Below are 16,491 nucleotides of genomic sequence, written 5' to 3'. Positions count from 1 at the left end.
GATGCGCCAACTTCAATGCTGTGACTTGGAAGTGAATCGAAAGTGCGTGCTCCTGTGGATGGCCCTCGCGTCAGTGGTCATCGAAATCGCGCCGGCAACAGCCGCGCCAGCCTTCTCATCGGAACGGCCGTGCTGCTCGCCGGATATCCCTTCGACATCACCAATGCGCAGGCGCAAACGGCGCTGCCGCCGGTGAATGTGGATGCACCGACGCAGCGGCCGAAGCAGGCACGCGCTTCGGAGCAGTCGCAACGACGCACACAGGCAGTCGCGCGCCGTAGCCCGACCGCCGGTCCGCCCGCGGCGCCGACGCCGTCCGAACGTGCGGCGACTGAAGCCGCCGCGCAACAAGCCGCAAAGCTCGGCTATCGCGCGATGCCGAGCGCGAGCACGCTGCGCTCGGGCGCATCACCGCTCGACACCTCCCAATCCGTCAACGTCGTGCCCGCGCAGGTCATCAAGGACCAGCTGCCGCGCAATATCGACGATGCGCTGGTCAACATCAGCGGCATCACCCAGACCAACACGCTTGCCGGTACCCAGGACGCGGTGATCCGCCGCGGCTTCGGCGATAATCGCGACGGTTCGATCATGCGCAACGGCATGCCGCTGGTGCAGGGCCGCAGCCTGAACGCCGCAGTCGACAGCGTGGAGGTGCTGAAGGGACCGGCCTCGCTGCTCTACGGCATCATGGATCCCGGCGGTATCGTCAACACGATCAGCAAGCGCCCAGAGCTCTATCAGCACGGTTCGGTCACGCTGCTCGGCTCGACCTACGCGAACAACCGCAACGGCGCCGACGGCACACTCGACGTCACCGGTCCGATCGGCGATGGCGGTCTCGCCTATCGCTTCATCGGCTATGGTGTTAGCGAGGACTACTGGCGCAATTTCGGCCGCCATCGGGAAATGCTCGTGAACCCGTCGCTCGCCTGGTACGGCGAGACCACGACGGTTCAGCTCACCTATGAGCACCGCGAATTCATCTATCCGTTCGACCGCGGCACCGCCTTCGTGAAAGGCGCCCCGCTGGCGATCCCCGCGACGCGCCGGCTCGACGAACCCTTCAACAACATGTGGGGCACGTCCGACCTGGTGCAGGCCTCGGTCGAGCAGAGGCTCGACGACAATTGGAAGGTCACGGCGGCTTACAGCTACAACACCGAGACCTACAGCGCCAACCAGCTCCGCATCACCAATGTCGACGCCACGACCGGCGTCGAGAAACGCAGCAACGACGGCACCCAGAACTCGCTGAGCAACGCCAGCTATGGCACCTCCTATCTGCAGGGTGACGTCTGGGTGGGCGGCTTCCGCAACGAGATCCTGTTCGGCGGTGAGGCGCTGTATCGCACGATCGATCGCCGCGACCTGATCCGCCAGGCGACGGCGAACTTCAATTTCTACAACCCCGTCTACGGGCTGGTCACGCCGGGTACGACCGTTTCTGCAATCGACAGCGAGCAGACCGACAAGCTCGGAACCCGCGGCTTCTTCGCGCAGGACACGTTCCACCTGACCAACTGGCTGTCCGTGGTCGGCGGCGTGCGCTGGATGGAATACGAGCAGCTCGCGGGAAAAGGTCGGCCTGTCTTCATCACGAATACCAATTTGTCGGGCGATAAGGTGCTGCCGCTCGGCGGCGTCATCTTCAAGCTGAATGATCAGCTTTCGTATTACGTGAGCTATACCCAGTCGCTGAAGCCGACTTCGGTCATTGCGCAGTTCGCGGGTACGACCGTCGGTTTCGTGGTCACCGGCAATTTCGCGCCCGAGGAAGGCACACAGTGGGAAACCGGCTTCAAATTCGACGTCAACAAGCGGCTGTCGGGTACCCTGGCGTTCTACGACATCCAGAAGAAGAACGTGCTGGTCAGGGACGATCTCGGCAACGGGACGGTTTCGGCGCGAACGTCCGGCGCGGCCCGGTCGCGCGGAGTCGAGTTGGACGTGACCGGCAAGCTGACTGACGATTGGAGCATGATCGGAAGTTACGGCTATACCGATGCGCGCTTGATCAACGATCCCGATGTCGGCAACGCCAAGCTGTTCAACGCCGCGATGAACACGGCCTCGCTCTACCTCGTCTATGATTTCGGCGACCGGCTGCCCGGACGTCTGCGGCTCGGCGGCGGCGCGCACTATGTCGGCGACCGGCCGGGCGACTCCGCCAACACGTTCGTTCTGTCGGCCTACACCGTCGCAGACGTCTTTGCGACCTACGACACGAAGATCGACAAGCTGCCGGTGACCTATCAGTTCAACGTCAAGAACCTGTTCGACAAGGTCTACTATACGTCCACCACCGGAAGCGCCTTAGCCGTCGCGATCGGCGATGCGCGGCGGTTCTCGCTGTCGGCCACGGTGAAGTTCTAGCGATGGGGATGCAGCGCAAAGCCATCGCGGTCCTGATCGCGTCGGCGTCTGCCTGCCTTGTGGCCACAGGTGCGAGTCGCGCCGAGGAGATCACGCTGTATTCGACCAGGGAGACTGCCCTGGTTGCGCCTGTTGCCGCGGCCTTCAGGGAAACGAGCGGCATCAACGTCAAAATCGTCTTCGTCGAGGACAGTCTCGTCAAGCGCCTGGCGTCGGAAGGCGAGGCATCGCCCGCCGACATCCTGCTGACAATCGGACTGGATAAGACCACCCAGCTTGCTACAGGCGATCGGACACAGGCTTTCACGTCGCCGCGTCTCGAACAGGCCGTTCCGGCCAACCTTCGCGGGGGCAGTTCGCAGTGGATCGCGCTTGCGATCCGCCCGCGCGTCGTGATGGCGCGCAACGACAGTGGAATCACGGCGATCGACTATGAAGACCTCGCGCGTTCGCAGTGGCGCGGAAAGCTCTGCGTGCGTTCGCTGCTGCATCAGAACAATGTCGCGCTTGTTGCCGCCTATCTCGCTCACCATGGTGAAGCGGCGACCGAGGCCTGGCTCGCCGGTCTGAAGGCCAATCTCGCCCACAAGCCGGATGGCAAGGACAACGACGTGATCCGCGAGATCGCGCAAGGGACGTGCGAGATCGGTATCGGCAACACCGTGGCATTGGCGCAATTGCGTGACGGACGGGAAGGGGCCGACTGGCGCGCCTGGGCGATGGTGGTCAAGGCGGTTCCGACCGCTTTCAACGGCGGCGGTACGCATGTGAACCTCACCGGTGCGGCCATCGCGAAACATGCGCCGCACGTCGCCGGCGCGCAGAAATTCCTGGAGTTCCTGGTCACGTCGCCGGCGCAGTGGATGTTTGCGGCCGCGGAGCTTGAATATCCCGTGCTGGCCAATGCCAAGCGCGCGCCCATCGTTGCCGAAATGGGCTCGTTCACCGCCGATGCGCTGCCGATCGACGAGATCGGCCGGACCCAGCAAGCCGCCATCGCGCTCATCAAGAAGGCGGGCTTCGATGAGTAGGCTCGGGCACAGGATCAAGGCGGCGCTGCTTCAGGTCCATTCCATTGCCGGCCTTGTGCTCGCGCTGCTGTTGTCCCTGATCGCGCTGACTGGCGTGATCATGAGCTTCGAGGACGAGATCGTCGACCATCTGAACGCCGGCATCATGCGGGTCGTGCCACCGACTGCGCCGGCGCTGCTGCCGGATGAGCTGGCGGCGCGGCTGAAGGTAGCGCCGGATGCCGGCAAGGTCGCGGCCATCATGCTGTCGAGCGATCCGTCGGCGGCCGTGCATGTTCGCTTTGCCCGCGACGAGCAGGGCGCGCGGCCGTCCTCGTTCTATGTCGATCCCTATGACGGCAGCGTGCTTGGCGTTCCGCGCGGCGAGGAGTTCTTCGCAACGGTGCGCAGGCTGCATCGCTGGCTACTCATCCCCGGCGATGCCAAGGGCTGGGGTCGTCAGATTACCGGCGTTACCGCGCTGGGCCTGATCGTGATGCTGATCTCCGGGCTCGTGCTGCGCTGGCCGCGCCGGGCAAGCAGCGTGAAGACGTGGCTGAAGCCGAATCTCGGGCTCAGTGGCCGCGGCTTGCATCGCTCCTTGCATGCCGTCATCGGCACTTGGGTCCTGCCAGTCTATCTCGTGATGACCTTGACCGGGCTCTGGTACTCGTTTGACTGGTACAAGGACGGCGCGGTCTGGCTGCTGTCGCGTCCGCATGCGGCGGCGGCGAAGATGCAGCCGAAGCAATCGCGTCCACCCGGCCGTTCCGAACCGGCTCAGCCGGTCGGGTTCGATCGGGCCTGGACGACGTTCCGGCGCGAGGAGGGTGGCCGCTTTTCCAGAGCGCAGCTGACGCTCCCGGCCGGCGTGGGCACGGTGATGCGGATCCGGTCGTGGCCGAAGGACTCCACGCTCGAGTCCATGCGCGATGAGTTCCGCATAGATGCCGTCACCGGCCAGGTTGTCTCGGCGGAGCGCTATGCCGACAAGTGGCTTGGCGAGAAGGCGATCGCGAGCGTGCTCGACATCCACCGCGGCGCGGTCCTGGGCTGGCCCGGCAAGCTTGCGTTCATGATCGCCGCGGCGCTGATGCCGATGTTCGCAGTTACGGGTGTCCTGCTGTACCTCTCGCGTCGCAAGCTGCGGCGCCCTGCGCAGCAGCCGCTCGGGCGGCTGGTTCCGGGCGAGTGAGTTGCTGCCGCAAAGGCTAGCCAACGTCTCGACAATGGTTCAAAAGCCGATGGCCTGTCCTCGCCCAGGGTTCACGTCATGAAGCTTTCGACCGTCACCCCCGCCGATATCCGCCGCGCGCTATTGTTGCGCGAGGAGATCGCGCTGCTCGATCTCAGGTATGAGGCGGCCTTCGCCACCGGCCATCCGCTGTTCGCGGCCAACATGGCCGCGGACCGGATCGCAATCGAGGCCGCGGTTCGGCTGCCGCGCAAGGACACGCCGGTCGTGCTCTTTGATGACGGCGAGGGTCTGGTCGCTGTAGGCGCCGAACGCCTCGCGGCACTCGGCTACAGCAATGTCCGTGCGCTCGATGGCGGGCTGAAAGCCTGGCGCGCGGCGGGCTATGAGGTGTTCGAAGACGTCAATTCCTATTCAAAGGCGTTCGGCGAGCTGGTCGAGGCGCGCCGCCACACGCCGTCGTTCAGCGCTGACGAAGTGGCAAAACTGATCGCGGACAAGGCCAACATCGCCATCCTCGACGTCCGCCGCTTCGACGAATATGCGACCATGAACATTCCGGGCTCGGTCAGCGTGCCTGGTGCCGAGCTGGTGCTGCGGGCCGGGCAGGCCGCGCCCGATCCTGACACCACCATCATCGTCAATTGCGCCGGCCGCACCCGCTCGATCATCGGCACCCAGTCGCTGATCAATGCCGGCGTGCCCAACAAGGTGCGGGCGCTGCGCAACGGCACGATCGGCTGGACGCTGGCGCAGCACACGCTCGCTCATGGTGCTGACCGGCGTGGCGCGATCGGGCCCTTCGAGGGCGGCCCGGCCAAGGCCCGCGACGTCGCCTATCGCGCCGGCGTCCGCCATATCGGCGCGAACGAGATGTCGGCGCTGGTCGCTGAGACCAGCCGCACGCTCTATCGCTTCGACGTGCGCGACGCGGAGGAGTATGCAGCCGGTCATCTCCCGGGCTTCCGCCACTATCCGGGCGGCCAGCTCGTGCAGGAGACCGACATGGCCGCGCCGGTGCGCGGCGCGCGCATCCTCCTGGCCGACGACAGGGGCGTACGCGCCGACATGACGGCATCCTGGCTCGCGCAGATGGGGTGGGAGGTCTATGTGCTCGAAGGCGGCTATGCCGGCACGCTCGAGGTCGGTCCTCCGCTGGGCCCGCCGAAGCCCGACCCCGCGCATCGCTACCGCCGCCCCTATGAGGGAACCGGCATCGCCGAGCGCGCGATGCAGGCCTATCTCGACTGGGAATACGGCCTCGTCGACCAGCTCCGCCGTGACGGCACGCACGGGTTTTACGTGATCTGATACTGTTATCCGTCACCCTGAGGTGTGCGCTCTGCGGCGCGATCGCGCCGCTGAGCAAGCCTCGAAGGATGACGGGACTGGTATACCGAGCATATCTGCCGCCGCGCCATCTTCTCCCAATATCGAAAGCCTATTGTGCTGCGCGCTGTCCGCGGTCTATGAGCTGCGGCAAAACCGCTACTTACGGAGATTCCATGCCAGCCCCAGGCCAAAGCCCTGAGCGGAGCGCGAAGGCGCTGCTGCTTGAAGGTGTCAATGACAGCGCCGTGGATCTGTTCAAGAGCGCGGGCTTCACGAATGTCGAGCGCCTGACCAAGGCATTGGACGGCGAGGCGCTGCGCCGGGCGCTCAAGGGTGTCTCGCTGCTCGGCATCCGCTCCCGCACCCAGATCACCGACGAGGTGCTGGAAGCCGCCGACGGGCTGCTCGCAATCGGCTGCTTCAGCGTCGGCACCAACCAGGTCGATCTGCCGGCAGCGCGCAAGCGCGGCATTCCCGTGTTCAACGCACCGTTCTCCAACACGCGCAGCGTCGCCGAGCTCGTCATCGGCGAGATCGTGATGCTGCTGCGGCAGATCTTTCCGCGCTCGGTGTCGGCGCATGAGGGCGGCTGGGAAAAATCGGCGGCCGGCAGCCGCGAGGTGCGGGGACGTACGCTCGGCATCATCGGCTACGGCAATATCGGCTCGCAGCTCTCGACGCTCGCGGAAGCCATGGGCATGCGGGTGATCTATTACGATCGCACCGACAAGCTCCGCCACGGCAACACCGAGCCGGTCGAGAAGCTGGAAGAGCTGCTGGCGCAGAGCGACGTGGTCAGCCTGCACGTGCCGGAGACGCCGGAGACAGCCGGCATGATCGGCGAGAAGGAACTGCGGGCGATGAAGCCGGGCTCGTTCCTGATCAACAACAGCCGCGGCACGGTGGTCGATCTCGACGCGCTCGCAGGCGCGCTGCGTGACGGCCACATCGCCGGTGCCGCCATCGACGTGTTCCCGGTTGAGCCGTCCTCGAACGCGGAACGCTTCAAGAGCCCCGTGCAGGGCCTCGGCAATGTCATCCTCACGCCGCATGTCGGCGGCTCGACCGAAGAGGCGCAGGAGCGCATCGGCGGCGAGGTGGCACGCAAGCTGGTCGACTATTTCATCACGGGATCGACCATGGGGGCGGTGAACTTCCCGGAGGTGCAGCTGCATTTGCGTCCCTCCGGCGTGCGTTTCAGCCACGTCCATCGCAACGTGCCGGGCATGCTGCGCCGGCTGAACGAGGTTTTCCTCCAGCGCGACATCAACATCGCTGCGCAATATCTGGAGACGGCCGGCGACCTCGGCTATGTCGTGCTGGACGCCGATCTCGGCGGCGAGGAATCAGGCGCGCTGCTGGCGCAAATCCGTGCGCTCGAAGGCACGATCGGCGCACGGCTGGTATTCGAGCATTAGGCGGCGAGCGGCCTACGTTCCAGTTGCATCTTGCGGCCACTGCTCTCTACACTGCTCTCATCTTCGGCGTGTTACAAATCGCGTCGAATTTGAGCTTCAGTTGCGTGAGTGTCCGCCATGGAACGGGACGCCGTACTGATTGATCTCGCGCTTCAGGGCGGCGGTTCGCACGGCGCCTTCTCCTGGGGCGTACTCGACCGCCTGCTGGAGGAAAAGTGGCTCAGCATCGCCGCGATCTCCGGAACCTCCGCAGGCGCGATGAACGCGGCGGTGCTGGCGGATGGCTGGACGGCGGGCGGCGCCGAGGGCGCGCGTGATGCCTTAGAACAATATTGGCGCCGTGTCGCGAAGGCCGCGGCCTTCAGCCCGCTGCAGCGTTCGCCGCTCGATCGGCTGATGGGGCGCTGGACGCTCGATACCTCGCCCTTCTACATCCTCACCGACCTGATGTCGCGGGTGCTGTCGCCCTACGATCTCAATCCGACCGGCTACAATCCGTTGCGTGCGGTGCTGGCCGAGAGCATCGATTTCGAGCGGCTGGCGCGCTCGCCGATCCAGCTCTTCGTCACTGCAACGCGGGTGCGCACCGGTCGCGGCCGCATCTTCCGCAACGCCGAGATCACGGCAGATGTGCTGCTGGCCTCGGCCTGCCTGCCGACCATGTTCCGTGCGATCGAGATCGATGGCGAGCCCTACTGGGATGGCGGCTATGCCGGCAACCCGACCATCACGCCGCTGGTGCGCGAGAGCGACGCGCACGACACTATTCTCGTTCAGATCAATCCGACGGAGCGGCTGGAGCAGCCGCGGACCGCCGCGGAGATCCTCAACCGTGTCAACGAAATCTCCTTCAACTCACCGCTGATGAAGGAGCTGCGGATGATCGCGCTGCTGCGCCAGGCGGCGGATCCCGGCAGCGGCGAGGGCGCGCGCTGGGCGAAAATGCGGACGCATCGGATCAAGAGCGACATGCTGGCGAAGTTCGGCGCATCGTCCAAGCTCAATGCGGAATGGGAGTTCGTCTCGATGCTGCGTGCCGAGGGGCGCATCGCCGCGGATGTGTTCCTGGCCGAACACGGTGCGGATATCGGCCGGCAATCGACCGCCGATCTCGATGTGCTTCTGGCGGAGTGCTGAGGCATGGGGCTTCTTGGCCTCTTCGTCGGGCTGGGCCTGCTCGTGCTGTTTGCCTTTCGCGGCTGGAGCGTGCTGCTGCTTGCGCCGCTCGCAGCGCTCGTTGCTGCACTGTTCGGCGGCGAGCCGCTGCTTGCGAACCTCACTCAGGTCTTCATGGTGAACGCGGCGGGATTTCTCGCGCAGTTTTTCCCGATCTTCCTGCTCGGCGCCCTCTTCGGCAAGCTGATGGATGACAGCGGCGCGGTCACGTCGGTCGCCGCCTTCATGGCGAAACGTCTTGGCGAGCGGCGCGTGATCCTGGCGGTGGTGCTGGCCGGTGCGCTGGTTACCTATGGCGGTGTCAGCCTGTTCGTCGCGTTCTTCGTCATCGTGCCGATGGCTCGTTCGCTGTTTCGTGCCGCCGCGATTCCGCGCCGGCTGATTCCGGCCGCTATCGTGTTGGGGACGTCGACCTTCACCATGTCGGCCTTGCCGGGCACGCCGTCGATCCAGAATGCGATCCCGATGCCGTTCTTCGGCACGACGCCCTTCGCCGCGCCGGGCCTGGGCATCGTCGCCTCCCTCATCATGCTCGGCACGGGATTGTGGTGGCTGCATCGCGCCGAAGCCAAGGCTCGCCGCGTCGGAGAAGGCTATGGCGATGACGTCGAGGATGTGACCGAGCGAGCCGCCGCCGACGAGCTCGTCCGCGAGCGTGCGACGACGGCACGGGAGTTCGATCCGGCGGAAATGCAGCATGGCCATCGCAGCGGCGAGCCGTCGCCGGCCCTGAGTGCCGTCCTGCCGCTGGTCGTCGTCGTGGTCGTCAATCTCGTGATGTCGCTCGTGGTGCTGCCGCGGCTCGACGTCTCTTATCTCGCCGAGCAGCGTTTTGGCGGAACGTCGCTTGCCGCTGTTGCGGGCGTGTGGTCGGTCGCGGTCGCGCTGGCAGCGGCGATCGTCACGACCATCGCGCTGAACTGGGCGCGGCTGCCGGCATTGCGGCAAACCATGGACGCCGGGGCCAATGCGTCGGTGCTGCCGGCGTTCAGTGTCGCGAGCCTCGTCGGATTTGGCGCGGTTATCGCCTCGCTGCCAGCATTCGCGCTGGTGCGCGAATGGGTGCTCGCGATCGAAGGCGGTCCGCTGGTCTCGCTCGCGGTCGCGACCAATATCCTGGCAGCGCTGACCGGCTCGGCGTCGGGCGGCCTGACGATCGCGCTCGACGCGCTAGGCCAGACCTATGTCGATCTCGCCGCGCGCACCGGCATCGACCTCGCGCTGATGCATCGTGTTGCAGTGATCGGTTCGGGGACGCTGGACATCCTGCCGCACAATGGTGCGGTGGTCAGCCTGCTCGCGATCTGCGGCCTGACCCATCGCGACAGCTATCTGGACATTGTGATGGTGGGCATCGTGACGTCGCTGCTGGCGCTGGTGGCTGTGATTGCGCTGGGCAGCGCCCTTGGATCGTTCTGAAGCGATTGACGCAGGCACCAAGGTTGCGTTGAATGCGGCCAACTGTCGGACGCAAAAACCGAGAAAGCCGGGTGGAAACGATGACGTTAACAAGGGCAAGGCCGTGTGCATGGCTGGTGGGGATTGCGGCAGCGCTGAGCGCGACCGGCGCGTTCGCGGCGACACTGGCCGAGGATGCGGATACCGTCTGTAAAGGTCTCGCCGGCGGCACCGACGCCGTCAAGATCGATACCGCGACGTTGCAGACACCGTCTCAGCTCGCCATCGCCGAGCGCGGACCGACGCCGTCGGGACGCATCACGCCGGCCAGTCCCGCCTTTTGCAAGGTGCTCGGCCATATCGACCCGGTCGATCCCAAGGCGCCGCCAATCAAGTTCCAGGTCAACCTCCCGGTCGAATGGAACGGGCGCTCGGTGCAATATGGCGGCGGTGGCTTCAACGGCGTGCTGATCACCGGTCTCGGTTTACCGCCGGCCTATCCCTTCGACAAGCCGTCGCCGCTCGCGCGCGGCTTCGTCACCTACGGCACCGACTCCGGTCATGAGTCCAGACCGGGCGAGCCGCCGCAGCTGTTCGCGCTCAACGACGAGGCGTTCGAAAATTTCGCCCACCGCGCTTACAAGAAGGTGCGCGACGCCGCTGTTACGCTGATGCAGCGCGCTTACGGCAAGAAGCCGGACAAGATGTACTTCATGGGCTCGTCCGAAGGCGGCCGCGAGGGCCTGACGATGGCGCAGCGTTATCCCGACGATTTCGACGGGATCTTCGCGCGCGTGCCCGTCATCAACTGGGTTGGACTGCAGCATGCGGGCACCCGTTCCGGCATCGTCACCATGGGCGAGGGCTGGATCAATCCGGCGCAGGTCAAGCTCGTGGGCGATGCCGTGCGAGCGGCCTGCGACAAGGCCGACGGATCCGAAGATGCGCTGGTGCAGGACCCCGTGGGCTGCAAGGCAGCCTTCCAGGTCGAGACGTTGCGCTGCGCCGAAGGCAAGAGCGGCGATCAGTGCCTCACCGACGCGCAGATCAAGGCGGTCGACACGCTGCACGCCACCTACAAATTCCCGTTCACGCTCGCCAATGGTCTCGACGATTATCCAGGCTGGGGCGTGTCGGGTGAGGATACGCCGGCGATCGGACCGACCGGCGGCTGGATGGCGTGGTGGCTCGGCGCCGCGCCGCCGGCGCAGCCGCCCGCGCCCAACAACGGCATCGCCTGGATCTATGGTGCCGGCGGCATTCAATACGTGTTCGCGCGCGATCCCAAGCTCGACGTCACCACCTACAAGGTGGAGGACCACAAGGCGCGGCTGCTCGAGGTGTCGAGCCTGATGGATTCGACCAATCCCGATCTCAGCCGCTTCCGTGCCCGCGGCGGCCGGCTGATCATGCTCGAGCATATGGCGGACTACGCGCAGAGCCCCTATGCCGGCATCCGCTATTTCGAGAGCGTCGAGCGCAAGCTCGGCAAATCGGAGACCGCCGAGTTCGCACGGCTCTACACCGCGCCCGGTGTCGACCATGTCGGCTCCGGCGCGCCCGCCAATGTCGACATGCTGAGCGCGCTGGTCGATTGGGTCGAGAAGGGCACGGCGCCCGGCGATCTCGAAGTCACCGAGCAGAAGGTCGAGGCGCCGTTATTTGCGGTCACACGCGCGATGCCGCTGTGCCGCTGGCCGGCCTGGCCGCACTACAAGTCCGGCCCCGTGACGGAGGCGGCGAGCTTCACCTGCGCGCCTTAGGGACAATGCGTGCTGAGCGCGATGGCGGTGGAATCACCCCGCCGCCATCGCCTGTGCGCCGCCAAGCAATTGCGCATTGAGCCGACCGCCGGAGAACAGCATGTCGTCGAGCGCCTCGTCGATATCGGCTGACGTTACCGAGTTGCCGCCATCGCGCGCCAGGCTCGCCTGGGCCAGCCGTCGCATTAATTCCTTGATGAATGCGCAACTCGTGCCCTCGCTGCGGCGTGCCGCCTCCGTGATGACCGCATCGTCGAGCGGCAGCCCCTTGCCGTAGAGCCGGACCAGCTTGCCGCGGCCCTGCTCGTCAGGGAGCGGCACTTCGATCGCCTGATCGATCCGGCCCGGGCGGCCGGCGAGCGCGCCTTCGAGGTCCTCTGGCCGGTTGGTGGTCAGGACGAACAGGATGTCTGCATCCTCCTTCAGTCCGTCCATCTCGTTGAGCAGCTTGTTCAGCATCGATTCTTCACACGGCTCCATGTCGTCGCGATCGCGGGCAATGAGATCGACGTCCTCGATCACCACCATCGATGGCTGCAGCAGGCGCGCCAGGCTCATATAGGCGCCGAGCAAGCCGATCTGCTCCGCGGTGATGATCAGCGTCGTATGACCGGGCAAATGCGTCGCGAGATAGCGGATCGTGTGGGTTTTGCCGGTGCCCGGTGGGCCATACAGCAGGATGCCCTTCCGGGTGGACTGGCCAAGCCGGCGCAATTGATCGCGCGTGCCGACGAAAGTCAGCACGTTGCGATCGAGTAGCCGCAGGGTCTGCTCGGGCAGGATCACATCGTTGCGCGCGACCTCTGGCAATCGGTGCACGGTGATGCCGCGCGAGCGACCGCGATAGTCGGAGTCGGCATCGAGCGAGAGGATCTTGCCGCGATAGGTTCGTGCGGCCTGCACGGCCTCTTCCAGCTCGCTGAAGCACTGCTGGACCAGGGCTGCGCCTGCGGTGCCTGACGGCACCAGGATCTCGATCCGAATTCCCGGCTCGCGGCTGTATTCGCGGTGTGCGCAGAGCAACACCGCATAACGGAGACCGTCCTGCTGGCACAGCCACAGTCCGTTATCCAGACACTTGACCGGGCTCTTCTCGCCGACGTCGACGTCGGAATATTGCAGCGGGGCGATCGCGACCGCATAGCGGCCGCTCTTGAGAAGGCGCGAAATCGACAGCGTTTCGTAGCGCTGCTCCTCGTTCAGCCCGAACAACCGGATGGCTTTGCCGAAGAGCCGGTCGATCGCGGCCTGGACATCGACCCGCATGTGGCCGGGAAATTGGCGGATCGTGGTCACGAGTTTGCTGCGCGCAGTGCCGGCAAAGTGCCAGTCAAGGACGTCGCAAGCAAACTCGAAATTCTCTTCCTGTCCGCTTGCGGGCTCATCCGCTGCACGCAAGCATTCGCTGCAAAGCGAGATTGTGCGATTGCCGATCCGAACGTCCGTCTGTCCCTCGGGCTTGCCGCAGAGTTCGCAAGGAGTCTTGATCGCCTCGAGCGTGACCTGCAGTTTGTGGCCGGCCAGTGTGATGGATTTTTGCGCGGACTTGAGAAGAGCCTCGGCGACGGGTTGCGGGTAAGGGCCGCAAACTCCCTTTTCCTTCTGTTCGATCTGGGTGATTAGCGCAGCCGCTTCACGCTCCGATTTGCCGAAAACCTGACGGAGCAGATCCATCACGAATTGGTCCGGCGTGTCCTCGTCACTATGAATGACGAGTTGGGTCGGCTGGGTTTTGCCACGCATACTATTCATCACCAAAGGCCTCCGGAACAATCTATGATTGAACGGAACGAATAGGGAACACAAAAAGAAGCGGCCGTCAAGCGTGACGGCCGCGGCAAATTGCAATCGACGGGCGAACCCTTAATGGGCACCGCCCCCGCCGGTCGCCTTCACCCGCCGCGTCAGCAGCACTGCGATTGCGGCCAGCACCAGCACCACGCCGATCACCGCAAAGGTGTCGGAGAAGCCCATCACCAGCGCCTGGCGTTTCACGGTCTTGCCGAGCGCGATGATGGCCTGCTCGCGTGCGGCGTTGGGGTCGGGCACGCCGTGCGCCATGAAGTAATCGGTCGTCTGGGCGATGCGGGCGCGGACCTCCTCACGGCCGAGCGTGACGGAATGGCCGATGATGTTGGAGTGGAACTGCTCGCGCTTGGTGACGATGGTGGCGAGCACGGCTGTGCCGATGGCGCCGCCGAGATTGCGCATCATGTTGGAGATGCCGGAGGCGGCGGGCGCATCCTGCGGCGCGACGCTGCCGAGGCTGAGCGCAGACAGCGGCGCCAAGGTGAGGGCCTGGCCCACGGCGCGCACGACGTTGGGGATGAAGAACTGATCGCCTGAGTAATCGAGCGACATCGTGATGTTCATGAAGGAGCTGGCGGCGAACAGCAGCAGGCCGACCGCTGCGATGTAGCGGGTGTCGAACCGCTGCATCAGCTTCGGCACCAGTGGAATCAGCAGCAGCTGCGGCAGGCCGGTCCAGGCCAGCACGTTGCCGATCTGCTCGGCATTGTAGCCCTGCACCTGGCCGAGATAGGCCGGCAGCAGATAGACCGAGCCGAACAGCGCGAAGCCGAGGAACACCGCGGCGATGGTGCCGACGCCAAAATTCCACTGTGTCAACAGACGCAGGCGGAGCAGCGGCTTCTCGACCACGAGCTCGATATAAATAAACAGCGACAGGCTGACGGCGGCGATGACGGCGAGCCGCACGATGAAGGGCGAACCGAACCAGTCGTCCTTGTTGCCCTCCTCGAGCACGGCCTGCAGCGAAGCCAGGCCGACTGCCATGGTAGCGATGCCGAACCAGTCGCCCTCGCGCAGCAGGGCGAGATTCATGGGCTGGCGCTCCAGGGTCGCGAACAGGATCGCCACCATGACCGCAGTGGGCAGCACGTTGACGAAGAAGATGGTCTGCCAGCCGTAATTTTCTGTGAGATAGCCGCCGATGGTCGGGCCGATCGCAGGCGCAAAGGTCACCGCGAGCGAGAACATGGCAAGGCCGATCGGCTGCTGGCCCTTCGGCAGCTTGGTGAAGACCAGCGTGAAGGCCATGGGGATCAGCACGCCGCCGAAGAAACCCTGAAAACCGCGCATCGCGATCATAGAGGTCAGGTCATGGGCAAACGCACATGCGACCGAGAAGGCCGCAAACAGCGTCGCGAAGCCCAGCATGACGTTCCGGAACGAGAACACCCGCGACAGATAGTCGGTCAGCGGGATCACGATGATCTCGCCGATCAGGTACGACGTCGAGATCCAGGATCCGTTGTCGACGCCGGTGCCGATGCCGCCCTCGATGTTGAGCAGCGAGGCGTTGGTGATCTGGATGTTCAGGATCGCCATGAAGGCGCCGATCATCGCCGCGAAGACGGCGATCCAGACCGTAGCGCTGGCGCGGTTCGGATCGACGGCGACGCGCTCAGGCGTCGCGGGCGATGTTGCGGGCGTCGAGATTGAGAGGCTGTTTGACATGGCACGACCCTCCGGAAACAAGCTTCGCTTTAGATGTTGCTTGGAGCGTCGTTGCCGCTTGCGCGGCCGGCGCTGAACGGGTTGCGATCGTCGGAATCACGGACATGCCGGGCCGCAGCTCGATGGCAGGCTGCGTTTCGGCATCCAGCCCGATCTTCACCGGAATGCGCTGCACGATCTTGGTGAAATTGCCGGTGGCGTTGTCCGGCGGCAGCAGGGCGAACTCCTGGCCGCTGGCCGGCGCGATGGAATCGACGTGACCGTGCACCACCTGGCCCGGGAAGGTGTCGACCTCGATCTCGACCTGCTGTCCGGGACGGACATGGGTAAGCTGGGTCTCCTTGAAATTGGCAACCACATAGGCGCCTTCGGCAGGCACGATCGACATCAGCTGCGTGCCGGCCTGCACGAACTGGCCGACGCGGAGCGTTCGGTTGCCGATGACGCCGTCGATCGGCGAGACGATCGTGGTGTAACCGAGATTGAGCTCGGCCTGATGCTGAAGCGCGGCGGCGCGGGCTGCGGCCGCGTTGGCTTGCGCGATCTCGGCCTTCAGGAGCTCGACCTGCTTGAGGGCGGAAGCGAGATTGGCAGTGTCGCGCTGGATCGCTGCGTCGGCGCCGGCGTTGCGCGACTGCGCCTGCTGCGCGTTTTGCACGCTGCCGTAGCCTGTCGCGGCGAGATCCGTGTAGCGCTTGTTCTCCTGCTGCGCGAAGGTCTTTGCAGCAGTATCGACATCGATGGTCGCCTTGGCTGCGGCGATCACCGCATCCTGAACCTCGAGCTGCGCCTGTTTGCTTTTCACCGTTGCATTCGCGGCGGCGACATCGGCCTTGGCCTGGTCGAGCGCGACGCGGAAGTCGCGGTCGTCGATCCGGGCCAGTACCTGGCCTGCCTTCACATGCTCGTTATCGCCCGCCAGAACGCGATCGAGATAGCCGCTGACTTTCGGCGCGATCGTGGTGTTGTCGGCTTTCACATAGGCGTCATCGGTGGAGACGAGGAAGCGCCCGACGGTCCAATAGTCGTAGCCGTACTGGCTGGCGCCCGCGAGGGCAGCGACCGCCACACCTGCGAGCAAGAGCTTGCGAAAACTGAGCTTTTGGCGGCGGACCGGGGGCGGCACGGCGGGCAGGATGCTCTCTGGCAGAAGGGTTGGAACAACGGTGGATTCGGTCTTGGACGGGGTGGTGTGCACGGTCATGGCCGGCTCCCTCAATTAGGAAACTTGACGATTTCCAAAATAGAACTAGCTTTGGGATAGTCAATGGAATGACAGGCATCATTTAAAAACATGGCTCAGGCGAAATCGAAAACTGAGAGCCGTCCGCGCGGACGACCGC

The 16,491-nt window shown here is 64.9% G+C and carries 11 protein-coding genes; 8 read left to right on the top strand and 3 right to left on the bottom strand.

The window, feature by feature from the left end:
* Window positions 1–42 precede the first annotated feature (42 nt).
* The 8 genes from ABID59_RS16625 to ABID59_RS16590 all read left to right on the top strand — a co-directional run bounded on the left by ABID59_RS16625 (window position 43) and on the right by ABID59_RS16590 (window position 11,668).
* On the top strand, window positions 43–2,376 hold the full coding sequence (locus tag ABID59_RS16625) for a TonB-dependent siderophore receptor (protein WP_354084089.1): 2,334 nt from the start codon (window positions 43–45) through the stop codon (window positions 2,374–2,376).
* An 8-nt stretch (window positions 2,377–2,384) separates the two neighbouring features.
* Entirely contained in the window at window positions 2,385–3,407 is a 1,023-nt protein-coding gene (locus tag ABID59_RS16620; RefSeq protein ID WP_354084088.1) for an extracellular solute-binding protein, read from the top strand.
* Window positions 3,400–4,581, top strand: a complete 1,182-nt coding sequence (locus ABID59_RS16615; RefSeq protein ID WP_354084087.1) for a PepSY-associated TM helix domain-containing protein — start codon at window positions 3,400–3,402, stop codon at window positions 4,579–4,581. Before ABID59_RS16620 ends, ABID59_RS16615 begins: the two co-directional genes overlap by 8 nt.
* Before the next feature lie 78 nt (window positions 4,582–4,659).
* Entirely contained in the window at window positions 4,660–5,892 is a 1,233-nt protein-coding gene (locus ABID59_RS16610) for a rhodanese-like domain-containing protein (protein ID WP_354084086.1), read from the top strand.
* Window positions 5,893–6,086: 194 nt separating this feature from the next.
* Window positions 6,087–7,331 carry a phosphoglycerate dehydrogenase gene (gene serA, locus ABID59_RS16605; RefSeq protein WP_354084085.1) on the top strand — a complete coding sequence of 415 codons (1,245 nt, stop codon included), beginning with the start codon at window positions 6,087–6,089 and terminating at the stop codon, window positions 7,329–7,331.
* Window positions 7,332–7,448: 117 nt separating this feature from the next.
* A complete protein-coding gene (locus ABID59_RS16600; RefSeq protein WP_354084084.1) occupies window positions 7,449–8,468 on the top strand; it encodes a patatin-like phospholipase family protein in 1,020 nt (339 codons plus the stop codon).
* Window positions 8,469–8,471: 3 nt separating this feature from the next.
* The gene (locus tag ABID59_RS16595; protein WP_354084083.1) at window positions 8,472–9,926 is read left to right on the top strand and encodes a GntP family permease; all 1,455 of its coding nucleotides are present in this window, start codon (window positions 8,472–8,474) and stop codon (window positions 9,924–9,926) included.
* 80 nt (window positions 9,927–10,006) lie between these two features.
* The gene (locus ABID59_RS16590; protein WP_354084082.1) at window positions 10,007–11,668 is read left to right on the top strand and encodes a tannase/feruloyl esterase family alpha/beta hydrolase; all 1,662 of its coding nucleotides are present in this window, start codon (window positions 10,007–10,009) and stop codon (window positions 11,666–11,668) included.
* Between the two features lie 33 nt (window positions 11,669–11,701).
* On the opposite strand, the gene ABID59_RS16585 is transcribed toward ABID59_RS16590, so the two are convergent.
* From ABID59_RS16585 to ABID59_RS16575, 3 genes are all read right to left on the bottom strand, one after another.
* Window positions 11,702–13,420 carry an ATP-dependent Clp protease adaptor ClpS gene (locus ABID59_RS16585; protein ID WP_354084081.1) on the bottom strand — a complete coding sequence of 573 codons (1,719 nt, stop codon included), beginning with the start codon at window positions 13,418–13,420 and terminating at the stop codon, window positions 11,702–11,704.
* Between the two features lie 111 nt (window positions 13,421–13,531).
* On the bottom strand, window positions 13,532–15,148 hold the full coding sequence (locus tag ABID59_RS16580) for an MDR family MFS transporter (RefSeq protein ID WP_354084080.1): 1,617 nt from the start codon (window positions 15,146–15,148) through the stop codon (window positions 13,532–13,534).
* On the bottom strand, window positions 15,096–16,352 hold the full coding sequence (locus ABID59_RS16575; protein ID WP_354084079.1) for an HlyD family secretion protein: 1,257 nt from the start codon (window positions 16,350–16,352) through the stop codon (window positions 15,096–15,098). The genes ABID59_RS16580 and ABID59_RS16575 overlap by 53 nt, the downstream gene beginning before the upstream one ends.
* Between the last annotated feature and the right edge of the window lie 139 nt (window positions 16,353–16,491).

It is taken from the genome of Bradyrhizobium sp. S3.3.6, from assembly GCF_040546905.1.
Taxonomy (GTDB): Bacteria; Pseudomonadota; Alphaproteobacteria; order Rhizobiales; family Xanthobacteraceae; genus Bradyrhizobium; species Bradyrhizobium cytisi.
Note: the sequence above shows the minus strand (reverse complement) of the source record. Positions and strands in the feature narration are given on the sequence as shown.

Excerpts from the sequence above, each read along its gene's own strand:
- ABID59_RS16620 (WP_354084088.1), top strand. The coding sequence starts at position 2,385 with ATGCAGCGCAAAGCCATCGCGGTCCTGATCGCGTCGGCGTCTGCCTGC.
- ABID59_RS16615 (WP_354084087.1), top strand. The coding sequence starts at position 3,400 with ATGAGTAGGCTCGGGCACAGGATCAAGGCGGCGCTGCTTCAGGTCCAT.
- ABID59_RS16610 (WP_354084086.1), top strand. The coding sequence starts at position 4,660 with ATGAAGCTTTCGACCGTCACCCCCGCCGATATCCGCCGCGCGCTATTG.
- serA (WP_354084085.1), top strand. The coding sequence starts at position 6,087 with ATGCCAGCCCCAGGCCAAAGCCCTGAGCGGAGCGCGAAGGCGCTGCTG.
- ABID59_RS16600 (WP_354084084.1), top strand. The coding sequence starts at position 7,449 with ATGGAACGGGACGCCGTACTGATTGATCTCGCGCTTCAGGGCGGCGGT.
- ABID59_RS16595 (WP_354084083.1), top strand. The coding sequence starts at position 8,472 with ATGGGGCTTCTTGGCCTCTTCGTCGGGCTGGGCCTGCTCGTGCTGTTT.
- ABID59_RS16590 (WP_354084082.1), top strand. The coding sequence starts at position 10,007 with ATGACGTTAACAAGGGCAAGGCCGTGTGCATGGCTGGTGGGGATTGCG.
- ABID59_RS16585 (WP_354084081.1), bottom strand. The coding sequence starts at position 13,420 with ATGAATAGTATGCGTGGCAAAACCCAGCCGACCCAACTCGTCATTCAT.
- ABID59_RS16580 (WP_354084080.1), bottom strand. The coding sequence starts at position 15,148 with ATGTCAAACAGCCTCTCAATCTCGACGCCCGCAACATCGCCCGCGACG.
- ABID59_RS16575 (WP_354084079.1), bottom strand. The coding sequence starts at position 16,352 with ATGACCGTGCACACCACCCCGTCCAAGACCGAATCCACCGTTGTTCCA.